We start from the raw sequence: 20,119 nt of genomic DNA, 5'->3' as shown, positions 1-20,119 counted from the left end.
TCTGTTTTGGGATTGCTCCTGCTTTTTTTACTTTGACCCGCGTATGTTCTTTCTGATATTAAATTATACCTGTAAGATAGCTTTTTATCAATCGCTAATTGTTTATGCTCTTCTAATTCTTATAATTTTTCCTGAAAATTACTGAATTCCAAGTTTCTCTAAAGGTTAGAAAGGTATTATTTAGACAAGAGATAAACATCTCCCCTTTTTCTTTTCATTCCTAATATAAAAAAAGCAGTGCATCCATCCGGGATCACTGCTTTTTTACTTGGAAGCTTTTTTATGGCAACTCATTCAAAACATTTCGAGATGTTTTTTTGCCATTTGTTCTTGAAATTAAAATATGATAAAATTGAAATCAACTGATTTCGGTTAATAAATCTGCTATGAACAGGAGTTTAGTAAAATGGCAATTGAAAAAGTGCGGGACTATTTTAAACAATGGGATCTGGATTCTCGGATCCAGGAATTTGAAACCTCATCGGCAACGGTGGAGCTGGCCGCCCAGGCCCTGGGATGTGCTCCGGAGCGAATCGCCAAAACCTTGTCGTTTAAACTGGCGGAAAAATGTGTGCTGGTGGTAATCGCCGGGGATGCCAAAATTGACAACGCCAAGTTCAAGGCTCATTTCAAAACAAAGGCCAAGATGCTCTCCCCGGAAGAAGTGGACCGTTGCATCGGTCATGGAATCGGCGGCGTCTGTCCCTTTGCCATCAATGCTGATGTAGATGTTTATCTGGATCAATCGCTGCAGCGCTTTAAAACTGTCTTTCCCGCCTGTGGCAGCAGCAACAGCGTCATTGAGCTGACAATTGATGAACTGGTAAAGTATTCAAACAGCATAGAGTGGTCCGATGTTTGCAAAAACTGGCAACCTAAAGAGATAGCCTGATTTTATCGTTACGGCAAAAGACCCCGATGATTAAATCATCAGGGTCTTTATTTTAAATTCAGTCATTACCAAAACAAATTTGGTCTAGGAGAATAAAAACATCACTGCAATTCCGGCAATGACACTACCGATCGCAATCGCCAATGCGATAAATTTTTCGTTTTTAATATCATCCAGCAATTCATCTTCTGACTTATAGGTCACGTGAGATGGTTTTTTGGTTGTCACCGATCGTCCCACATAAAGCCGGTTTCCCCGCTTATGAATTTCACCCAGAATATACATCGGCTGATCCTCGGGGAGAATTTCTTCAAAAAAGCGATAGCCCAGAAAACGTGATCCGCGGGAGTTTGAAAAGCTAAAATTGAAGTTATCTCTAACCCAGTTGGAGTCAGATGATTCCATGCGGTTGCAGCCTGGCATTAAATCGACATCGCCACCGAAGCTGGCCATATCGATATAGACTTTTTCATCTGAGCTGCTGTCTGAAAGATAAACCTCCACCGGACTTTTTTCGCTGGATAAAGAGCTTTCCACCTTATCGGTAATGGTTCTGGTGTTTCCTTCATCATCCCGTTCAGTTCTGGTTTCTTCATGAACGGAAAATACCTCATTTTCATAATAGGCCACCGGCCGTTGAGAAAAGGGTGCTTCCACATCCCCTGATACGCTGTGAAGGTGACCCTTCACCTCACTGTAATGGCGGTAATTTTCATCCAAACTGGATAAATCGCCAACAATATCCAAAACGTCTTTAATGCAGGTTGTTTGTTGAAACTGAATTTCCTGAGCTTTTGTCTTGCTTTTTTTCAACACGTAAAAAGCGTAGAAAATCCCGGCAACCATTATCAGTATTCCAATAATATAAGCCATGGTTTTATTCTATTCCCAATTCTGCTTTAAGCTTGGCCAGTTCATCATCAACGGCTGATGTTTGTTCCAGTGCTTCAAACTCGTCTTCAAGACTGGTATTTTCCCCAGCCATTTCGGTAAATGCCTGAGCTTCAGCTTCTTTGGCATTGACCTTCTGTTCCATTTTATCCAGTTTAGTAAAGGCGCTGGTGCTGTCGGTACTATTTAACGAGGTACTAACGCTTTTTTGGGCGTCGGCCATTTTAGAACGGGCGATCAGCATGTTCTGTTTCATCCGGGCTTCTTCCAGCTTAGCTTTTAATTGGCGCACCTGGTCTTTCAATTGGCCAACCTGCAAGCTCATGGAGTCATAGGCTGCCTGGAACTGAACCAAATCACCATCGACGCTGGTTTTTTGCGCCAGAGCTTTTTTTGCCAGCTCCTCATTGCCAGCCAATAATGCAGTTTTGGCTTTCTTAGCCCAGTCTTCTGAAGCTGATTTAGCCGATTCCAATTGTTTTAAAGCCTGCTTTTCACTGCCCATAGCCGCACCCAATGCCTGGGTGGCACTATTAACCTGTGCTTCCATGTCAATGATAATCTGTTTTACCATTTTTTCCGGATCTTCAGCCTTATCCAGCATGTCGTTTACATTCGCCTTTAACAAGTCACTAAGACGTTCAAAAATTGCCATTTCTTCCTCCTGCTATTTGTTTTTTTATTTCAGGGCAAAATGCCTGGGCTAATTGATTGTTTCTGACAATCGCCTGATTCCAATCAAATCGCCTTTTTCTGTATCTTCATCTTAACAAATCTGAGAAAATAAGTCTATTGCTTTTTTTGTTATAAGCTTAAATTAATACCACTAAATTTACGTGAAGCTGATGGTATTTTAACACTAGTATCTTTTTTAGATTATTCCATCCCCTGTCAAAAATAACGAATGAAATACTTCTTTACGGGTATACTAGTTAAAACGAATCTCTTTTCCTAAAAAATTCTATTAATTGACAGGATTCACCATTGATCAACCGGGGAAAAGAGGATATCGTGTGAAGTAAATTTTTAACTGATCCAAAAGAGATCATTCAATGGCAATCGGAAAAGATTATTTTTTACACAAAAGGGGTGGTATCAATGAAAAGCATTCGAACAAAACTGATGATTTATTTTTCCGGACTGATTCTGGTTGTCTGTGCCGTCTTTACCTTTGTCTCCATTAATGCATTAACTAATGCCGTGGTGACTGAAGCTGAGAAATCACTAAACACTCAGGCGCAGAATTCAGCTGAAATCATCAGCAGCCGCAACGAACAGAATTACATTTATCTCGAAGGAATCGCTTCCCGGGATAAAATTTTTTCTGGCAGCGTACCCATTAATGAAAAAATGGCAATGCTGAAAACTGACGTCAGCAGTTCCGATCGTTTCCTTCGCATTGGAGTTTCCGATCTCAATGGTAACCTTTACCTTTCTGACAGCTACGGTGACCGGGGGCAGATTGTGGATATCACCAAACGGGATTATTTTCATGATTCCGCTGCCGGTGAACGGGGAACCATGAATCCGGTTATCAGTGTAAATCCCGATGATAATGGCGCCTTGATCATGGCCTACTCGGTACCGATTTATGAAAACGGTACCATCACCGGGGTTTTGGTTGCGGTGGCCAATGCCTGGTTTTTAAATGACATTACTGATACGATGAAATTCGGCGAAACCGGCTATACCTACATTGTCGATTCAACCGGGACGGCGATCTCTCATCCCGACCGGGATAATGTTGTCAATCAGATGAATCCCATTACGCTGTCAGAAACAGATGCCAATTATAAAGAGCTTAGCGCTGCGATTGGATCAGCTCTGGAACAGGATTCGTTCACCACAACCTATACCCTCGACAATCAGGAGTATTACATGGCTTCTGCACAGGTGGAAGGTATGGATTGGACCGTAGTTCTGGCGGTCGAATCCGACGAAGTTCTGGCCGCCCTGCCTGGCGCCATCTTAAGCAGTATACTGATCTCCATCGCCGTTTTAGCCGTCAGTATTATCTTCTGCTATTTCATCGCTAAACGAATTACCGATCCGATTAAAAAAGTCAATCATATGATCAAAGAAATGGGTCTGGGTCATTTAAGTGCCCGGCTTAGTATGGAAACCAATGATGAAATCGGTGAAATGGCTCTGGCCATGGATAATTTTGCCGATAACCTTCAAACCGAGGTCATTGAGTTAATGAACCGGATTTCTGATGGCGACGTCTCGGCTACTATTGAAATCATCGACAATCAGGATGAAATCAAGCCGGCCCTTAAAAAGACTATTGAATCGATCCGGGGTTTAATTGACGAAACCACCCTGCTGGCCCAGGCCGGCGTGGCCGGACAGCTATCCACCCGGGGTGATGCAGGAAATTTCAAAGGCGGATTTAGAGACATTGTCGTCGGTGTCAATAACACCCTTGATGCGGTGGTAGGCCCTCTGAATGTGGCGGCCGATTATGTGGATCGCATCGGCAAAGGACAAATTCCAGAAAAAATCACAGTGTCCTATAATGGCGACTTTAATACTCTCAAAAATAGTATCAATGCCTGTATCGATGGCTTGGGAGCCCTGGAAGAAAGTAACCGGGTCCTTGCCAAAATGAGCGTCAATGATTATTCAGAAACCATGTCCACCAATTATCTGGGCATCTATGCTGAAATCGGCCATTCCATCAACGACGTCCATACCCGCTTAACCCGGATTGTTGAAATCTCAACCAATATCGCCAATGGCGATATGCGGGACCTGGAAGTGTTGACAAAAGTTGGCAAACGCAGCGACAACGATACCTTGATTCCAGCCCTGGTGAACATGATTCAAAATATCATCAATCTGGTGAATGAAACCGAAAAAATGGCCAGTATTGCCATCGAAGGTAATTTAAGCAATCGCGGCGATGTCTCCGGCTTCCCCGGTGAATACGGAAAAATCGTCACCGGCTTTAATCAGACCCTGGATGCCGTCATTGCTCCCATCGAAGAAGCTTCGGCTACCCTCACCCAATTGTCACAGGGAAATCTGCATACTAAAATGGCCGGCGACTACAGTGGGGATCATGCCCAAATCAAAGAAGCCTTAAACCAGACGATCAGCTTCCTGAGCCAATATGTTGGTGAAATAACCAGTACCCTGGAAGAAATGGGTCGGGGTAATCTTGATCAGGAAATCACAACTTACTATCTGGGCGATTTCCAGGCGATTAAAACGGCTCTCAACGATATCAATGCCAATCTCAGCCATACCATGACCGATATTGATGTGGCGGCCGGACAGGTTGAAGTGGGAGCCCGACAGATTTCTGATGGTGGTCAGGCGCTGGCTCAGGGCACCACCGAACAAGCCAGCTCGATCCAGGAATTGACCGCTTCGATCGAAGAGGTCGCCGGCGAAACTAAGAAAAACGCCATGCGGGCCAACGAAGCCAACGAACGGGCCATTGAGGTTCGCACCAATGCCGAAGTTGGTAATACCCAAATGACAAAAATGATCTCTGCCATGAGCGATATCAATATATCATCCAATGATATTTCCAAGATTATTAAGGTTATTGACGACATCGCCTTCCAGACCAATATTCTGGCCCTAAATGCCGCCGTTGAGGCTGCCCGGGCCGGACAACATGGCAAAGGTTTTGCTGTCGTCGCCGAAGAAGTAAGAAGCCTGGCTGCCAGAAGCGCCGAAGCTGCCAAGGAAACCACCGGTCTCATTGAAGGCTCCATCGACAAGGTCAACATGGGTACCCAAATTGCCGATGAAACAGCCATCAGCCTCAAAGAAATTCTAGATGAGATTGAAAAGGTCACCAGTCTGGTCGGCGACATTGCCCAGGCCTCCAATGAACAAGCTTCGGAAATCGCCCAGATTACTCAGGGCATCGAACAGGTTTCTCAGGTTGTCCAGACCAATTCAGCGACAGCTGAAGAAAGCGCCGCCGCCAGTGAAGAACTATCTGGTCAGGCTGAAATGCTCAAAGAAATGGTAGGTGCCTTTAAAGTCAAAGCCGCAACCCAAACTACCTTCACAGCCGCCGCTGTTTATAAACCGGAACCACCGGCTGCAAAATCAAACGCTGAACCGCGCATCCTTTTGGATGATATGGAGATGGATAAATACTAATGCCACACTATCGATGATTTAATATTTTTAAAAGAATTGTTATCAAAATGACTATTCACAGAATCAGTTTAGCTCAGATTATCGCTAAGCCCCAGATTGTTCGACCCGAACAGCCTTGGGGCTTAGTGGCGTTATTATTGTTGTGTTGATGCCTCATTTGTCAACCGCCTTCAAACGGTTTCTATTTATTTTTTTAAATCAATTGATTCTCTTTTACTGTTATTGTTTATTTGATTTGGGTAAATATCATCCGAAAGAGGAATTATTTTATCCTATCTTAAGGGGGATTCAAAAATGCAATGGATGCTTAACATGAAAATCGGAGCGAAACTCATTGTGAGTTTCATTATTGTCGCCTTGATCACCGGGGTTGTCGGTATCGTTGGAATTATGAATTTACAGAGTTTGCAAAACTCCAACAAATTACTCTACGAAAAGATGACCGTACCAATTGCTGAGGTTGGTCAAATTTCCACATCCTACCAACGGATGCGGGTTATCGTCCGGGATATGATTATTGAAAACAGTGCGGATTTGATCCAGTCCAACGCCGATAAGGTTATCATCCGCAACAGCGAAATCGACGAGGCCGCCGCCGCTTTTCAGGAAACCATTGTTGATCCGGAGATGCAGGCAGTCTTTGACGAATTAGTCGAAGCCCGAAAAGTTTTAGCCCAGGAATTCGAAAAAGTCAAAGCCCTGGCGATCCAGAACCGCGATGCTGAAGCCTTCGCCATGCTTGCCGATACCGGTGCTTACGAAATTGCTGCTTCAGTACAAATGGATCTGATCAATGAGCTGGTTCCGATGAAACTGGAAGAAGCTCAGCGGGCCGCTGAACAGGATGCTGCCACTGCCAACGCTGCTATGACAACCATGATTATTGTCACTCTGGCAGCATTTGCAGTTGCCATCGTCTTCGGGTTGGTGCTCCGTTCGATGATCAGCAAACCGCTGCAACAAGCCAATCATATGATCAAAGAGATGAGTCTGGGACATTTTATCATGCGTCTTAATATGAACCGGAAAGATGAAATCGGCGAAATGGCTGAATCTATGGATTCCTTTTCCGACGATCTCCAAACCGTTGTCATTGGTACCATGAATCAAATTTCCAATGGCGATGTCACTGCAAATGTTGAACCAAGAGATGCTCAGGATGAGCTTTCCCCAGCCCTCAAGCTGACCATCGAAACCATCCGAAGTCTGATCAGTGAAGCGACAATGCTGTCCCATGCCGCCATCGCCGGCAAATGGGATACCCGCGGTAAAGCAGAAGCTTTCCACGGCGGCTTTAAAGAAATTGTCGAAGGTGTTAATGCTACTCTGGATACTGTTGTTGATAAAATGGTCTGGTACGAAGCCATTATTGATGCCATCCCGTTCCCGCTTCATGTCACTGACAACGATATGAAATGGACCTTTATGAACAAACCATTTGAAGATTTAATGATTGCCAATGGGGTCATCAAGGATCGAACTTCAGCCTGCGGCATGGACTGCTACAATGCCAATGCCGACATCTGTCGCACCGAAGGTTGCGGCATCAGACGTCTGGTTGACCAGGGCTTGAACGACAGCTATTTCGAATGGGTCGGCCGCAGTAATAAACAGGATACCGCCTATCTCAAAAATAAAAAAGGCGAAAACATTGGCTTTGTCGAAATCGTCACCGATTTAACTCCCATTATCCGGGTTAGTGACTACACCAAGTCTGAAGTATCAAGACTGGGTAACAACCTGATCCGTTTATCAGCAGGCGATCTGGACTTCGATATGAATGTTGGTGAAGCCGATGAATATACCACTGAAGTCAGCGCCCAATTCCACGAAATCGGAAACACCTTAGGTGAAGTTAAAAATTCAGTCGACAACCTGGTTAGTGATGCTACCATGCTGGCAGAGGCCGGTATTGCTGGCCGCTTGAACACCCGGGCCGATGCCAGCCGACATCAGGGCGATTTTGCCCGAATTGTAGATGGCGTCAACGCCACCCTGGATGCCGTTGTCGAACCGGTGCAGGAAGCCTCAGCCACCTTAAAAGAACTGGCTCAGGGTAATCTGAACACCGGTATGGTTGGCCACTATAACGGCGATTATACCCTCATCAAAGATAATATGAATCAGACTGTTGCCTTCCTGAAACGTTATGTCGATGAAATTTCCCATACCCTTGAAGAAATGGGACGGGGCAACCTGGATCAGCAAATCACCACTGATTATCTGGGCGACTTTCAAGCCATTAAAACTGCCCTTAACGATATCACCAGTAATCTCAGTAACACCATGACCGAAATCAATGTGGCATCCGGTCAGGTGGATATGGGTGCCAAACAGATCTCTGACGGCGGCCAGGCCTTATCTCAGGGAACTACTGAACAGGCCAGTGCCATCCAGGAATTGACCGCATCCATTGAAGAGGTGGCTGCCGAGACCAAGCGAAATGCCCTGAACGCCAATGAGGCCAATGAATTGGCAGTCAATGTTCGAACCAACGCCGAAAAAGGGAATAGTCAAATGGCCACTATGATCAGCGCCATGGGCGATATCAATGATTCTTCAAACAATATTTCTAAAATTATCAAGGTCATTGATGACATTGCCTTCCAGACCAATATTCTGGCTCTGAATGCCGCTGTAGAAGCCGCCAGAGCGGGTCAGCATGGTAAAGGCTTTGCCGTAGTAGCTGAAGAAGTTAGAACCCTGGCGGCCCGAAGTGCCGAAGCCGCCAAAGAAACCACCGGCTTGATTGAAGGCTCCATTGACAAGGTCAGTGTTGGTACCAAAATAGCTGATGACACCGCCGAAAGTCTGAGAGAGATCTTAAATCAGATTGACAAGGTTACTGGTTTGGTCGGCACCATTGCCCGGGCTTCCAATGATCAGGCTTCTGAAATCGCCCAGATCACCCAGGGTATTGAACAGGTATCTCAGGTTGTTCAAACTAATTCTGCCACCGCCGAAGAAAGCGCCGCTGCCAGCGAAGAACTTTCAGGCCAGGCCGAAATGCTCAAGCACATGGTCGATGCTTTCCAGCTGAAAGCTAAAAGCGTCTCAGTTAAAACAAACCGATCAGCTTCTGCCCCGGCCATAAAACCAGTTGTGGCACCTATGCCAGAACCAAGCATCATCCTCGATGACATGGAGATGGATAAATATTAGTAAGGTATCAGCATCACATTTTTGAGGCCTGGTTTCTCCAATCCAGGCCTCATTTTCATATGCCACGATGGGGTCATAACGTGGTCGCGATTCATATTTCGCCCCCTTTGATTTCCATAAAATCCGTTGACATCAAGCGCATGTCTTGATTATAATGAAACCTAATCCATGGTTAACTTCGCAACGTGAAAGGAGTTCAAATGAAAAAAATGGTTCGCACCCTTGTTCTTATTTTTGTTTTTACCGGCATCTGGCTAATTCTAAATGAAAGTCTGGCCTTTTCACAGATCCTGATCGGCCTGTTTTTTTCAGCAATTTCGCTGCTCTTCACCAATCGTTATTTGCTGGAAAATGATTATCTCGATGCTTACGCCATCAAACCCGAAGTTCTCTTGCATTATGCGATGTACTTATTCGTTCAAATTTACCGATCAGGTTTTTCAGCTATTTTTAAAATTATTAAAGGTGAAGATGCCGTAAAGATCATCGAGTACGAAACCTGTATGCGTAATGAACTGGGTATCTGTCTGTTGGCCAATGCCATTACTCTGACTCCCGGAACCGTGACTATCGGCAAGAATGGCCGGCTGCTTCAAATCCTGGCTTTCCAGGATGAAAATACCTTTACTGATGTTACTGAAGGCAAAAGCTGTTCCCCCTATGAAATAATCCTAAGGAGTATGGATCGATGACCTTTTTAGAAATAGCTCTACTTGTCATCGCCATCTATAGTACCCTGGTGCTTGTTCGGGTCATTTTAGGCCCCACCATTTGGGATCGTCTGCTGGGTTTGAACGCCATATCAGCCAAAATTATCATGTCCATTGTCATTTTATCCATCATCACCGATCAATCCTACTTACTGGATGTGGCCCTGGTTTACGCGCTGTTGGGGTTTATCGGAACGGTCCTGATTGCCCGCTTTATCGAAAAAAAAGGAGACACCTCATGATCGATTTATTGGCTTATCTACTCATCACCATCGCACTTTTTTTTATGGCTCTAGGGGTCATTGGGCTGTTTCGTTTTAAAGATTTTTATTCGCGAATTTTAATATCCGCTAAAATTGAAACGGTTGGTTTTCTGACCATCATGATCGGTTTCATCATTTTATCCGGGCTCAGCTATGCTACCATGAAAATCCTTCTGATTACCCTGCTGGTGATGATCACCAACCCGCTGTCCACCCACGCCATTGCCCGATCAGCTTTTTTGAGCGGCTACACCATTAATCAGGAGACCCGACCATGACCGAAAACATCTTTCTGATCACCTTGGTTGTTCTGGCAATCGTCGCTCTGAATACTAAAAAACTGCGCCGGGCGATTGTCTATCTCGGTGTTTTTTCGCTGGTCAGTTCCTTTGTTTACCTACTCTATGGCGCCCCGGATGTGGCCATTGCTGAAGCCATTATCGGAAGCACTATCACCACGGTTTTATATCTGGTGGCACTGCGAAAATATCAGGTCTTTTCTATTTATTACGCCAACAGCGCCAGCAATCAGAATAATCGTTACCTTAAAAATAGTTCGAATTTTTTAAAAAATCTGGAAACTTTCTTGATCCAGCGCGAAATGGAACCTCAAATTATTTATTCCGGCGAGTCCATTGAAACTATTCTCGATCAGGAAAAATTTGATCTTGCCATCCATCATGCCGATCAGGACATTTGGATTTATGGCTGTGTTGAGGATTATCAGATTGATGCCGTTGAAGAATACTTACAAGCGAATTATGGCGACTTGAATATTCACCTGATTCGCTGTGCGGAAGGAGAAGATAATGAAGCGTAGAGTTATGACCATGATTTTTACCATGGCCCTTACCAGTCTAGTGCTTTTTATTAATTTTGATACCAATCTGGTCGCTGATCCGCTAATCGCCAATTTCTTTCTTGAAAATTTCAACGCTGACACCCATACTCAAAATGCCGTAGCGGCGATCTACCTGAACTACCGGGTGTTTGACAGTATTTTTGAAACCCTGATTCTGCTGATCAGTGTCTCGGCGGTTATTAATTTTTCCTGGAGGCGCACCGATGACTGACCACTCTGAAATTATTTCGCGAATGACCGGGCTTTTATATCCTTTTATTTTATTGTTTGGATTTTATATTATTCTAAACGGCCATGCCAGTCCTGGTGGCGGATTCCAGGGGGGCGCTGTGCTGGCTTCAGTTTTTATCACCCGATATCTAGTAGAACCGGACCGCTGCATCCGGCTCAAAACCTTAAAAACGGCAGAAAAGATCCTGTTTGTCTGCATTATTCTTTACCCGGCCTTTTTTTTATTCTCAACCACCGCCAACCACTCAGAACTGATGAACCTGACCTATCTTATCGCCATGAATTTTTTAATCGGCTTAAAAGTCTGCAGTGGTTTTACCATCATTTTTTTCAGGTTTGCCTTTTATGAAGGGGGTATTTGATGATTGCTATTAACGGAGAATCCATTAGTATTGTGCTTTTTTTTGTCGGCGTCTATGGCCTGATTGCCAGAAGAAACATCATCAAATCGATTATGTCCATCAGTATTATGCAAGTGGCGATTATTTTATACTTTATTTCTGCCAATATTGCCCCGGGAAGCGTCCCCCCCATTGGGGATGTGACCCAAACCCTACAAGTAGCTGATCCGCTCCCCCAGGCATTAATGATTACCGACATCGTCATTGGTATTGGGGTAACGGCAGCCGGTTTAACGATGTTTATTCATCTTTATCATCGTTTTGGCTCCACCAATTGGCAAAAAGTTATGAAAAAAAGGAATCACCATGATTAGTCTACATTGGGTAATTCTATTGCCGATTATTTTTGGTACCGTCGCCAAACTTATTTCCATCACAACAGCAAAAAAAATCATGGTTCTTTTTCAGTCTGCCTTATTGGTTTGCGTCACCCTGATATTTGTAGCGGTGCGTAAAAATGGCCCAGTCCTCGAAAACATTGGTGGCTGGCCGGATACCATCGGGATCACTTTAAGGGCCGATCTGCTAGCCTCTGCGATGGTACTTTTGACCTGCTTTTTATTCCTGGCAATGGTGATCTTTGTTCACAATAAACACTATGCTGATCACCTTTTTTTCTTTCTTTTTCTCAGTCTGGAAAGCTTGATCATCGGTATTTTTCTTTCAAATGACCTGTTTAACATTTTTGTTCTGATTGAAGCCGCCACCATGATCATCACCATTCTGATCATGTACAAGCAGGCCCATGTCGCTATTTATGATGGACTGATGTATTTTCTGATTAATGTAGTGGCGATGTCCTTTTTCCTGATGGGTCTGGGGATGCTTTATAAGAAAATTGGCGTCCTTGATTTTAATGCCCTGGAAACTGTGCTCAGCCAGGTCAAAGACCCCCAAAGCCTGATCCTGCCCTATGCCTTTATGATTACCGCGGTTAGCTTAAAGGCTGCTTTAATGCCGCTTTTCAGCTGGCTGCCAAAGGCTCATGGCACCCCCAGCGCTCCGTCAGTGGTTTCGGCCATCTTATCTGGATTATATGTAAAAACTGGCGTCTACGTGTTCCTCCGCTTGCAGATAGCTTTTTCACCCCTGTTTGATACCTCCGAACTTTTTGTGATCCTCGGCTTTATCACCGCCATCGCCGGTTTTATGCTGGCCTTAGCTCAAAAAGATATCAAACTCCTATTAGCTTATTCAACTGTTTCTCAGATTGGTGTCATTATGATTGGCATTAACCTGGACAATCCGGTGGCTTACTGGGGCGGTCTCTATCATCTGATGAATCATGCCATCTTTAAATCAACCCTGTTTCTTACTGCCGGGATGATCATCTCCGAGTACAAGACCCGGAATCTTGACGAGGTGAAGGGAGTTTTTGAACACATGCCGGCCGTTGGGGTAGCCACCATCTTGTCAATTCTGGGGATTATTGGAGCCCCATTATTTAACGGCAGTATCTCTAAGTATTTGATCGCTTCTGGTTCAAGCGGCACCTGGATTGAATATGGTTTAGTTTTTATTAACCTGGGAACAATGGTTGTCTTTATTAAATATGGGCAGCTTCTTTTTGGCAGCTCGGGCAAAAAAGAAACCGTTGACTCCGATATTTTGGAGAAAGCGGTTGTCTTAACTCTAGGTATACTGTGTTTTCTCGGTGGACTATTTGGCAGTGAACTGATCGCCATCCTTTTTAACATCGATTTATCTGTCGACCTTCTGTCCTACGGTATAAAAATGCTACTCTTCGTTGGATCATTATTCCTGGGATTGCTTATTTATCGCGGCTTATTCAAAAAATCAAATTGTCTGGCTTTTATCAATTCTTTTGAATTGGGTTTTAATGAAATCTGTCTCTCGATCACCCTGTTTTTTGCTTTTATGGTTCTTTATTTAAGAGTATCGCTTTAAATATCCTTCCATTTTTCTCAACACCAAAAATCTTAATCATTTTATTTTTCTTGACATTTTATCGTATTTGTTCATTTAACCTAAAGTAATTTCAGAAAATGGCGATATAAATAGTAAGAGCAAATGATTAGAAAATGAGATCATTACTCAAAAAACCACCCCGACTAACCAAGTCTCCCCTTACAAAAATAATTTAACAACTTAACAGGAGGTTCATAAAAATGAAGTGGATTAGAGACATAAAAACAAATACCAAACCATGGTTGACTTTTTTATCAGGATTTTCGATGAGCACTGTTGATGAACCAGATGATACTGCTATTATTAATGCCTACTTTGCGACTTACCTGCAAAATATGGCCGCCGATCGAATTAAAACTGTTTCCTGCGAAACTGATCTTTTCTACATTAAACACGACGATGCCTGTGAAGCAAATCTAAGACACTCTGAAAAACCGTTGCGAGCCCTGTCCCCCTTAAAACAGGTAGTATAAAAAATGTCCTTTCAGTGTCAATGCTGAAGGGACTTTTTTGTATTTTAATTATTTTAAAATTAATGTTATTTTTAGTTGAATTTTGTCGATATAGTTTAGAGAAGATCGTAACTATTTAAAATACTAAACAAGGAGGATGTTATGAATACAAATGCAATTGATGCGAACAAATCTCTGAATCAAGCGATTCAGACAAAAGGTGTCACCCAAAATGCCGACGTTAAAGTTGAGCCAGAGGCTGCCGATAAAGTCCAGCCAGTTATCCAAAAACTCGACTCCATTGAGCTTGGCACCGCTACTTCCGAAGACATTGGAACCTACACTGTCGACCGTAAAAAGATTGACGAAATCAAACAGGATTTTGCCCGTAATACCGAGTCATTCAAAAAAATGGTTGAAGCCATGATTGAAAAGCAAGGCAAGAAAGTCAATCAGGTTCTGAAAGATCTGGCCGCAGGAAAAGACGTGGAAATCACTGTGGATTCTGAAACCCAGGCTGCTGCCCAGGAAGCGATTTCTGAAGACGGCTATTTTGGGGTTAACAAAACTTCAGAACGGATAGTCGATTTTGCCAAAGCTCTCTCCGGCGGTGATAAAAGCAAACTTGAAGCCCTCCGAAATGCTTTTAAAGAAGGTTTTGAAAGTGCCAAAGAAGCTTTTGGTGGAGAACTTCCCGAAATCTCTCAGCAAACCTATGACAAAGTTATGCAGGGCTTTGATGATTGGGCCAAAGAAGAATAATAACAATTTTTTCTAAAGGTGTTCTCATAAGCCAAAGGCAAAGCTTTTCTAGCAACAAAAAGACAAGGATATTTTCCTTGTCTTTTTCCTTGTCTTTTTTCTTGGTTTTTTTATCTTTTTAGTTTAAATCGCGATATCATTTCCTTGAGCAACTGAGACTGACCAGATAATTCTTCGCTGGCTGCGGCAGATTGCTCGGCAGTTGCCGTATTTCCCTGAACAACCTGGGATACCTGATCCACACCCAGATTGATCTGGGTGATATTAGTGGCCTGATCATTGGATGCTTCAGCAATTTCCTGAACTAATTGGGCCGCTTTGGTAATTTCCAGGACAATTTCTTCCAGGGCATTGGCTGTTTCGTCAGCGATGGCGGTACCGCCTTCAGTCTTTTTCACCGACCCTTCGATCAAAACAGTGGTTTCTTTGGCTGCTTCGGCACTTCTGGCGGCCAGGGAACGAACCTCTTCTGCTACCACGGCAAAACCCTTACCATGCTGGCCAGCTCTGGCTGCTTCCACGGCGGCATTCAGGGACAGGATATTTGTCTGGAAGGCAATGTCATCAATGACCTTGATGATTTTCGAAATATTTCCCGAGGCCTGATTGATTTCATCCATCGATTCCTGGAGCAGACGCATGCTGTCGTTTCCTTTTTGAGCTTTTTCCTGGGCGGTGGTGGAAAGCATATTAGCTTCGCTGGCCCGTTTGGCATTATCTTTTGTTTTATCTGCTATTTCATCAATTGACGAACTCAGCTGTTGGATGGCGGCGGCCTGTTCGGTTGAACCCTGGGCCAGCATCTGACTGCCATCCGATACCTGAGAAGCCCCAGCTGATACCTGATCGGCTGCTTCGTTCATGTCTTTTAAGATCTTGTTGAAGGATTCAATAATGTGGTTAAGAGCCGTTTTAATTGGTTCAAAATCGCCTTTATAATCACCGGTGATGCTGACGGCCATATTGGAATTGGCCATCTGATCGAGAATTTCAGACACTTCATCGACAATCCCCTGCAAAAAGTCCAGGGTACTGTTTAGCGAATCTTTGATCGCCGAATGCTCACCCTTGTATTCCCCTGCCATTCGTAGCTTCAGGCTGCCATTGGCCACTTCTTCCAGCACCGTATTAGCTTCCTGAATCGGCGCCACCATTGCATCCAGGGTGGCATTTACCCCAGCGACAATCCGGGCATATTCACCGCTGTGTTTGTATGTGTCGGCCCGGGCATTGAGATCCCCGGCAACGGCTGATTCCACCAGACTGTTGGTATCGCCCACCAGCATTTTGATGCTGTCAAAGGTGCGATTAACGGATTCTTTGATAACGGCATACTCCCCTTTGTAATTGCCTTCCATGCCCCGGTCAAGATTGCCCTGGGCCATTTCTTCAAGTACCCCTGAAGCTTCTTTAATAGGCTCTGCCATTGCATCCAAGGTGGCATTGACACCAGCGATGATTTTGGCGTATTCGCCCTGATGTTTGGATCTATCGGCCCGGGTATCAAGTTCTCCGGCTACAGCAGCTTCCACTAAATGATTGGTATCGCTGACCAGCATTTTAATACTCTCAAATGTTTTATTCACCGATACCTTAATAACAGCGTGTTCCCCCTTGTAATTACCTTGCATATCTTTTTCAAGATTACCTTTTGCCATCGCTTCCAGTACCACCGAAGCCTCTTTTATTGGTGCAATAACCGCATCCAGAGTCTGGTTGACACCGGCGATAACCTTCTGATAATCACCGTTATATTTGGATGCATCAGCTCGCTCGTCCAGCCGCCCTTCAACCGCTGCACTAACTAGCATATTGGTGTCGGTAATTAGGGTTTTGATGGCACCCTGGGTATCCTGTAAGGCTGGTCCGACCTGATCATTATCACCGACCATGATAATTTCATCGTCCAAATTCCCCTGGGAAATATGTTCAAGCTTGTCGATCAGATTATCCTGAACATTTTGCTGCATGGTAGCCACGGCCTTCAGCATGGTACCAATTTCATCCTGCCGATTAATATATTTTGCGGCATTGGAATTTTCATTATGACTAAAGTCAAATCCAGCCAGACGGTTTAATTCTTCAGTGGTTGCCACAATCGGTTTTGAGATGGTGCCGCTGATCAGGAACACAGCGAATGCCGCAGCGATAATTGCCAGAATGATCACCGTAATAATCGTATTTCTGACTTCCGCCACCTGAACATCCAGCTCTGCCTGATCCATCGCCACTGACATAATCCAGGGACTGCCTTCAACCGGTGCAAAACCCACCAGCAGGTCTTTTCCTTCAAGGGTGTAGTCTCCAAAACCCGGTTCCCGGGCCATCATTTTACTGCGTACTAATTCTGCCAACTCCGCATAATCCGGGTTTTCTTCATCCGCTGTGGCAAAGTTAAACTGCTGCTTGACCAGATCCAGATTTGAATTACCAACGGCAACCCCATCATTATTTATCAATGATGCAAAACCTGTTTCTCCATAGGTAACCCCTTTAGTGATTTCACTTAATGAGGTACCCTCTTTTCTTCCATAGAGTACCGCAGCAATCACGCCGTTCTGATAAACCGGCGTGGCGTATAAAATAACCGGCTCCCCGGTAACCCGGCTGATGGTGATATCAGATGCTGTCGGTATTCCGGCGGCTGCACCTTTAAAATAACTCCGGTCAGCCACATTAACCGTATCACCGGCAGCATTCTGGGTAACCCCATTTCCTGCCAGATCTGCTAAGACATAGGCATCATATCCAGCTCTGGCGGCTTCCGCCTCCAAAAATGCTACCCGTTGGCTCTGGGGAATAGCACCATCAAGCAATATCGAATTCTGAGCCAGACTTTCCATATATTGGAGTTCCGCATCACGCTTCGATTCAATATATCGTGCCTGAACCACTGCCATGTTCTGTAATTGTTCATAAGTATCGGTTTCAAGAACGCTGGTAAATTGATTAACCACAATTACCCCCAGAATTCCTGTCACTACCAAAATCAGTGCGGAAAACATCGTAATAAGTCGTAATCTGATTGATTTCATCGTTTTTCCCTACCTTTTCATTTTTTATCATTCAGCTTCACAGCAATTCAAGAAGCATTTTATCGGCAATTCACAAATCAAACTTGCTTAATAATATACCACTTTTGATTTCGTGTAAACGTTTTTTATAAAGATAAATAGACAACTTTCATATTTTTTAAAAGTTTCGTTTATAATCTGGTTTTAAATTACTATAAGCAATGGCCTAACGGCAAAAAGACAGGTAAATTCCTGTCTTTTTTACCTACCAACTCAATTAGTGTTTCACTGATCTTTTAAACTAGATGGGGGATAAACATTTTTGTTCTTTTTATGTAATCCTGATACTCTATTCCAAATTCTTCGATCATATCGCGCTCTTCTTTTTTGGCCAGCCGCACATACATATAAACCATCACCGGATATAAAATGAGCAGTGGCAAGGTTACCCATTCCACCATCATCCCGAAAGATAATAACAACAGGCCGGCATACTGGGGATGGCGAATATATTTATAAATCCCGGTTTCCACCAGGGTTCCAGTTCCAGTTTCCTTGGACCAGTATTTTTTATAAATATTATACCAGCCAATCATGATTAAAAATATGCCGACTGTCCCACAGGCAATATTAATATACATCCCCCAATATCCGATGGTATCAAAAAGCGTGTGCCCCCATAAAACCCCTTCGGGCAGGTTTTTACCAATAATCCAGGAGATCACATACATACTAAAGGGGATCCCATGCATTTCGATGGCAAAGGCGATCACAAACGCAAGATAGGTGCCCGCCGGCTTCCGATCCATTTTTTTATAAAATGGCATAAACAACAAAATCACTCCATAAAGTACCGTAAAGAATATTACCCCAAACCAATTATAAAAATGACTGTCCAATGTTTCCAATTTCTCAACCTCCAAATTTTGATGGGGTTACATAAAACAGCTTCATGTAATCCCTTGCCATTACTATAGCAAGCGATTCATACATGAAGCTGTTCTTAATCTTAACTCGATCTTAACTCTTTGGCAAAAACAAAATAAATTCACTTCCAACTATGTTTTCAGTTGCCAGTTTGATGGTCCCGCCATGGGCTTCCATCACTTTTCTGATGATTGCTAAACCCAAACCGGTACCTCCGCTTTCTGAAGATCTAGCCGGATCGCCCTTCACAAAAGGTTCGAAAACTTGTTCACTTAACTCCACGGGGATTCCGATCCCGTCATCCTTAAAACGGACCTCAATCATGCCGGGATGATCCACCATAATCAGGTCAATCCGGGTGCCTGGCCGATTATGGTTGATGGCGTTATCAATAAGGTTTTCAAACACCCGACTCATCTGCTGTCGGTCCACCGCTGCGATAATCTTGATATCGGGAATATCAAAAGCATAGGATAATCCGGCGCCGTCCAGGTTTGCCACGGCTGCGCCCATTTGCTCCCGAAGATATTCGGTAAAATCGAGTTTTTCCTTAACCAGAACATAATCCGGGGTTTCCATTTTAGACAATTCAAAAAGATCGGTCATCAGACGGTTAGCGCGGTTACTGTTGTTATAGATCGTGGTCAGATATGCTCTGAGCTGTTCGGTGGTCATTTCGGTTTTTGTTAAACAGAGTTCTGCGTAGCCCATAATACTGGCCAGGGGATTTTTAAGATCGTGAGAGATATCCAAGATCAGCTTTTTGCGATTTTCTTCGCTTTGTTTTCTTAAGGCAATTTCTTTTTCAATTTCGTCGGCCATTTGATTGAAAATAGTTTCCAGCTCACCGAATTCATTATCCAGATTCAAGTCAACCCGAGATGTATAATCTCCTTCTTTTAACCGGCCGGCACTGCTGCACAACTTTTTAAGGGGATTGATGATGCTCAGTGAAGTCAGCTTTGAATAAATAACCGTACTGATTCCCAGCAAGATCAAATAAAATAAGGCGATCGCAAAAATGACCCCGGCAACTCGCTGGGTATCCACCGATAAAAAATCGGGATTATGAACAATGGCAAAATCAATGCGAACAGAGGTAGGAAAGGTGACCAACAACCAGAATTCCGCTCTGGGATTATAGGCAATGCTGTAACTGTAAGGGTTTCCCTTGGCTTGACTGGCAGTTAAAAAATCGGTGAAGGTCTCCGCAGTTAACACCTCCGGCAGGTTGTTAATTCCCTGGCTGAAAATGACCTCGTAATTCTTAGATACCACTTGAACTCCGCCGCCATTTTCCAGCACCGGCTCCATCTCCATAACCGAGAGATCATCGGTCATAATTTTTTCTGCTGTGTAATTATGATTAACCAGATTCTTTGAGATCACATCACTGGCAAAGCTTAGCAGCGTCACCGCAAAAACACCAATCAGGGTGGAGATTAAAAACATCAGCACATAATCAGCAACAAAACGATTTTGAATTCTTTTTTTCATC

18 protein-coding genes are annotated in these 20,119 nt (G+C 43.9%); 13 read left to right on the top strand and 5 right to left on the bottom strand.

Features of this window, described 5'->3' with window-relative positions; all coding sequences use genetic code 11:
- The first annotated feature begins 406 nt into the window (after window positions 1-406).
- Window positions 407-892, top strand: a complete 486-nt coding sequence (locus ACEW8F_RS11435) for a YbaK/EbsC family protein (protein WP_373483598.1) — start codon at window positions 407-409, stop codon at window positions 890-892.
- Between the two features lie 84 nt (window positions 893-976).
- Here ACEW8F_RS11435 and ACEW8F_RS11430 read toward each other — a convergent pair whose 3' ends face one another.
- Entirely contained in the window at window positions 977-1,765 is a 789-nt protein-coding gene (locus ACEW8F_RS11430) for a GIDE domain-containing protein (protein WP_373483597.1), read from the bottom strand.
- Between the two features lie 4 nt (window positions 1,766-1,769).
- A complete protein-coding gene (locus ACEW8F_RS11425; protein WP_373483596.1) occupies window positions 1,770-2,438 on the bottom strand; it encodes a PspA/IM30 family protein in 669 nt (222 codons plus the stop codon).
- A 443-nt stretch (window positions 2,439-2,881) separates the two neighbouring features.
- Here ACEW8F_RS11425 and ACEW8F_RS11420 point away from each other — a divergent pair, with 443 nt between their 5' ends.
- The 12 genes from ACEW8F_RS11420 (at window position 2,882) to ACEW8F_RS11365 (ending at window position 14,680) form a co-directional block, all read left to right on the top strand.
- Window positions 2,882-5,908: a methyl-accepting chemotaxis protein gene (locus tag ACEW8F_RS11420; protein WP_373483595.1), complete on the top strand. Its 3,027-nt coding sequence runs from the start codon at window positions 2,882-2,884 to the stop codon at window positions 5,906-5,908.
- 294 nt (window positions 5,909-6,202) lie between these two features.
- Window positions 6,203-9,070 carry a methyl-accepting chemotaxis protein gene (locus tag ACEW8F_RS11415; protein ID WP_373483594.1) on the top strand — a complete coding sequence of 956 codons (2,868 nt, stop codon included), beginning with the start codon at window positions 6,203-6,205 and terminating at the stop codon, window positions 9,068-9,070.
- 200 nt (window positions 9,071-9,270) lie between these two features.
- Entirely contained in the window at window positions 9,271-9,762 is a 492-nt protein-coding gene (locus tag ACEW8F_RS11410) for a Na+/H+ antiporter subunit E (protein ID WP_373483593.1), read from the top strand.
- Window positions 9,759-10,022, top strand: coding sequence for a monovalent cation/H+ antiporter complex subunit F (locus ACEW8F_RS11405; RefSeq protein ID WP_373483592.1), 264 nt, complete (start codon window positions 9,759-9,761; stop codon window positions 10,020-10,022). The genes ACEW8F_RS11410 and ACEW8F_RS11405 overlap by 4 nt, the downstream gene beginning before the upstream one ends.
- Complete coding sequence (gene mnhG / locus ACEW8F_RS11400; RefSeq protein WP_373483591.1) at window positions 10,019-10,321, top strand: monovalent cation/H(+) antiporter subunit G; 303 nt, start codon at window positions 10,019-10,021, stop codon at window positions 10,319-10,321. Before ACEW8F_RS11405 ends, mnhG begins: the two co-directional genes overlap by 4 nt.
- A complete protein-coding gene (locus ACEW8F_RS11395) occupies window positions 10,318-10,863 on the top strand; it encodes a Na(+)/H(+) antiporter subunit B (protein ID WP_373483590.1) in 546 nt (181 codons plus the stop codon). The genes mnhG and ACEW8F_RS11395 overlap by 4 nt, the downstream gene beginning before the upstream one ends.
- Window positions 10,853-11,116 (top strand): hypothetical protein, encoded by a 264-nt coding sequence (locus ACEW8F_RS11390; RefSeq protein ID WP_373483589.1) that lies wholly within the window; start codon window positions 10,853-10,855, stop codon window positions 11,114-11,116. Before ACEW8F_RS11395 ends, ACEW8F_RS11390 begins: the two co-directional genes overlap by 11 nt.
- Complete coding sequence (locus tag ACEW8F_RS11385) at window positions 11,109-11,498, top strand: MnhB domain-containing protein (RefSeq protein ID WP_373483588.1); 390 nt, start codon at window positions 11,109-11,111, stop codon at window positions 11,496-11,498. The genes ACEW8F_RS11390 and ACEW8F_RS11385 overlap by 8 nt, the downstream gene beginning before the upstream one ends.
- Window positions 11,498-11,851 carry a sodium:proton antiporter gene (locus tag ACEW8F_RS11380; protein ID WP_373483587.1) on the top strand — a complete coding sequence of 118 codons (354 nt, stop codon included), beginning with the start codon at window positions 11,498-11,500 and terminating at the stop codon, window positions 11,849-11,851. Before ACEW8F_RS11385 ends, ACEW8F_RS11380 begins: the two co-directional genes overlap by 1 nt.
- Entirely contained in the window at window positions 11,844-13,445 is a 1,602-nt protein-coding gene (locus ACEW8F_RS11375; protein ID WP_373483586.1) for a complex I subunit 5 family protein, read from the top strand. The genes ACEW8F_RS11380 and ACEW8F_RS11375 overlap by 8 nt, the downstream gene beginning before the upstream one ends.
- A gap of 221 nt (window positions 13,446-13,666) precedes the next feature.
- Window positions 13,667-13,939: a hypothetical protein gene (locus ACEW8F_RS11370; RefSeq protein WP_373483585.1), complete on the top strand. Its 273-nt coding sequence runs from the start codon at window positions 13,667-13,669 to the stop codon at window positions 13,937-13,939.
- 141 nt (window positions 13,940-14,080) lie between these two features.
- Entirely contained in the window at window positions 14,081-14,680 is a 600-nt protein-coding gene (locus tag ACEW8F_RS11365; RefSeq protein ID WP_373483584.1) for a hypothetical protein, read from the top strand.
- Between the two features lie 110 nt (window positions 14,681-14,790).
- Here the strand turns inward: ACEW8F_RS11365 and ACEW8F_RS11360 are convergent, their stop codons facing one another.
- The 3 genes from ACEW8F_RS11360 to ACEW8F_RS11350 form a co-directional block, all read right to left on the bottom strand.
- The gene (locus ACEW8F_RS11360) at window positions 14,791-17,715 is read right to left on the bottom strand and encodes a methyl-accepting chemotaxis protein (RefSeq protein WP_373483583.1); all 2,925 of its coding nucleotides are present in this window, start codon (window positions 17,713-17,715) and stop codon (window positions 14,791-14,793) included.
- A gap of 275 nt (window positions 17,716-17,990) precedes the next feature.
- On the bottom strand, window positions 17,991-18,602 hold the full coding sequence (locus ACEW8F_RS11355) for an isoprenylcysteine carboxylmethyltransferase family protein (RefSeq protein WP_373483582.1): 612 nt from the start codon (window positions 18,600-18,602) through the stop codon (window positions 17,991-17,993).
- A 112-nt stretch (window positions 18,603-18,714) separates the two neighbouring features.
- Window positions 18,715-20,118 (bottom strand): ATP-binding protein, encoded by a 1,404-nt coding sequence (locus ACEW8F_RS11350; protein WP_373483581.1) that lies wholly within the window; start codon window positions 20,116-20,118, stop codon window positions 18,715-18,717.
- Between the last annotated feature and the right edge of the window lies 1 nt (window position 20,119).

Source organism: Acetobacterium sp., assembly GCF_041752335.1.
Lineage (GTDB): Bacteria > Bacillota > Clostridia > Eubacteriales > Eubacteriaceae > Acetobacterium.
This window is presented reverse-complemented; position numbering and strand designations above follow the sequence as displayed.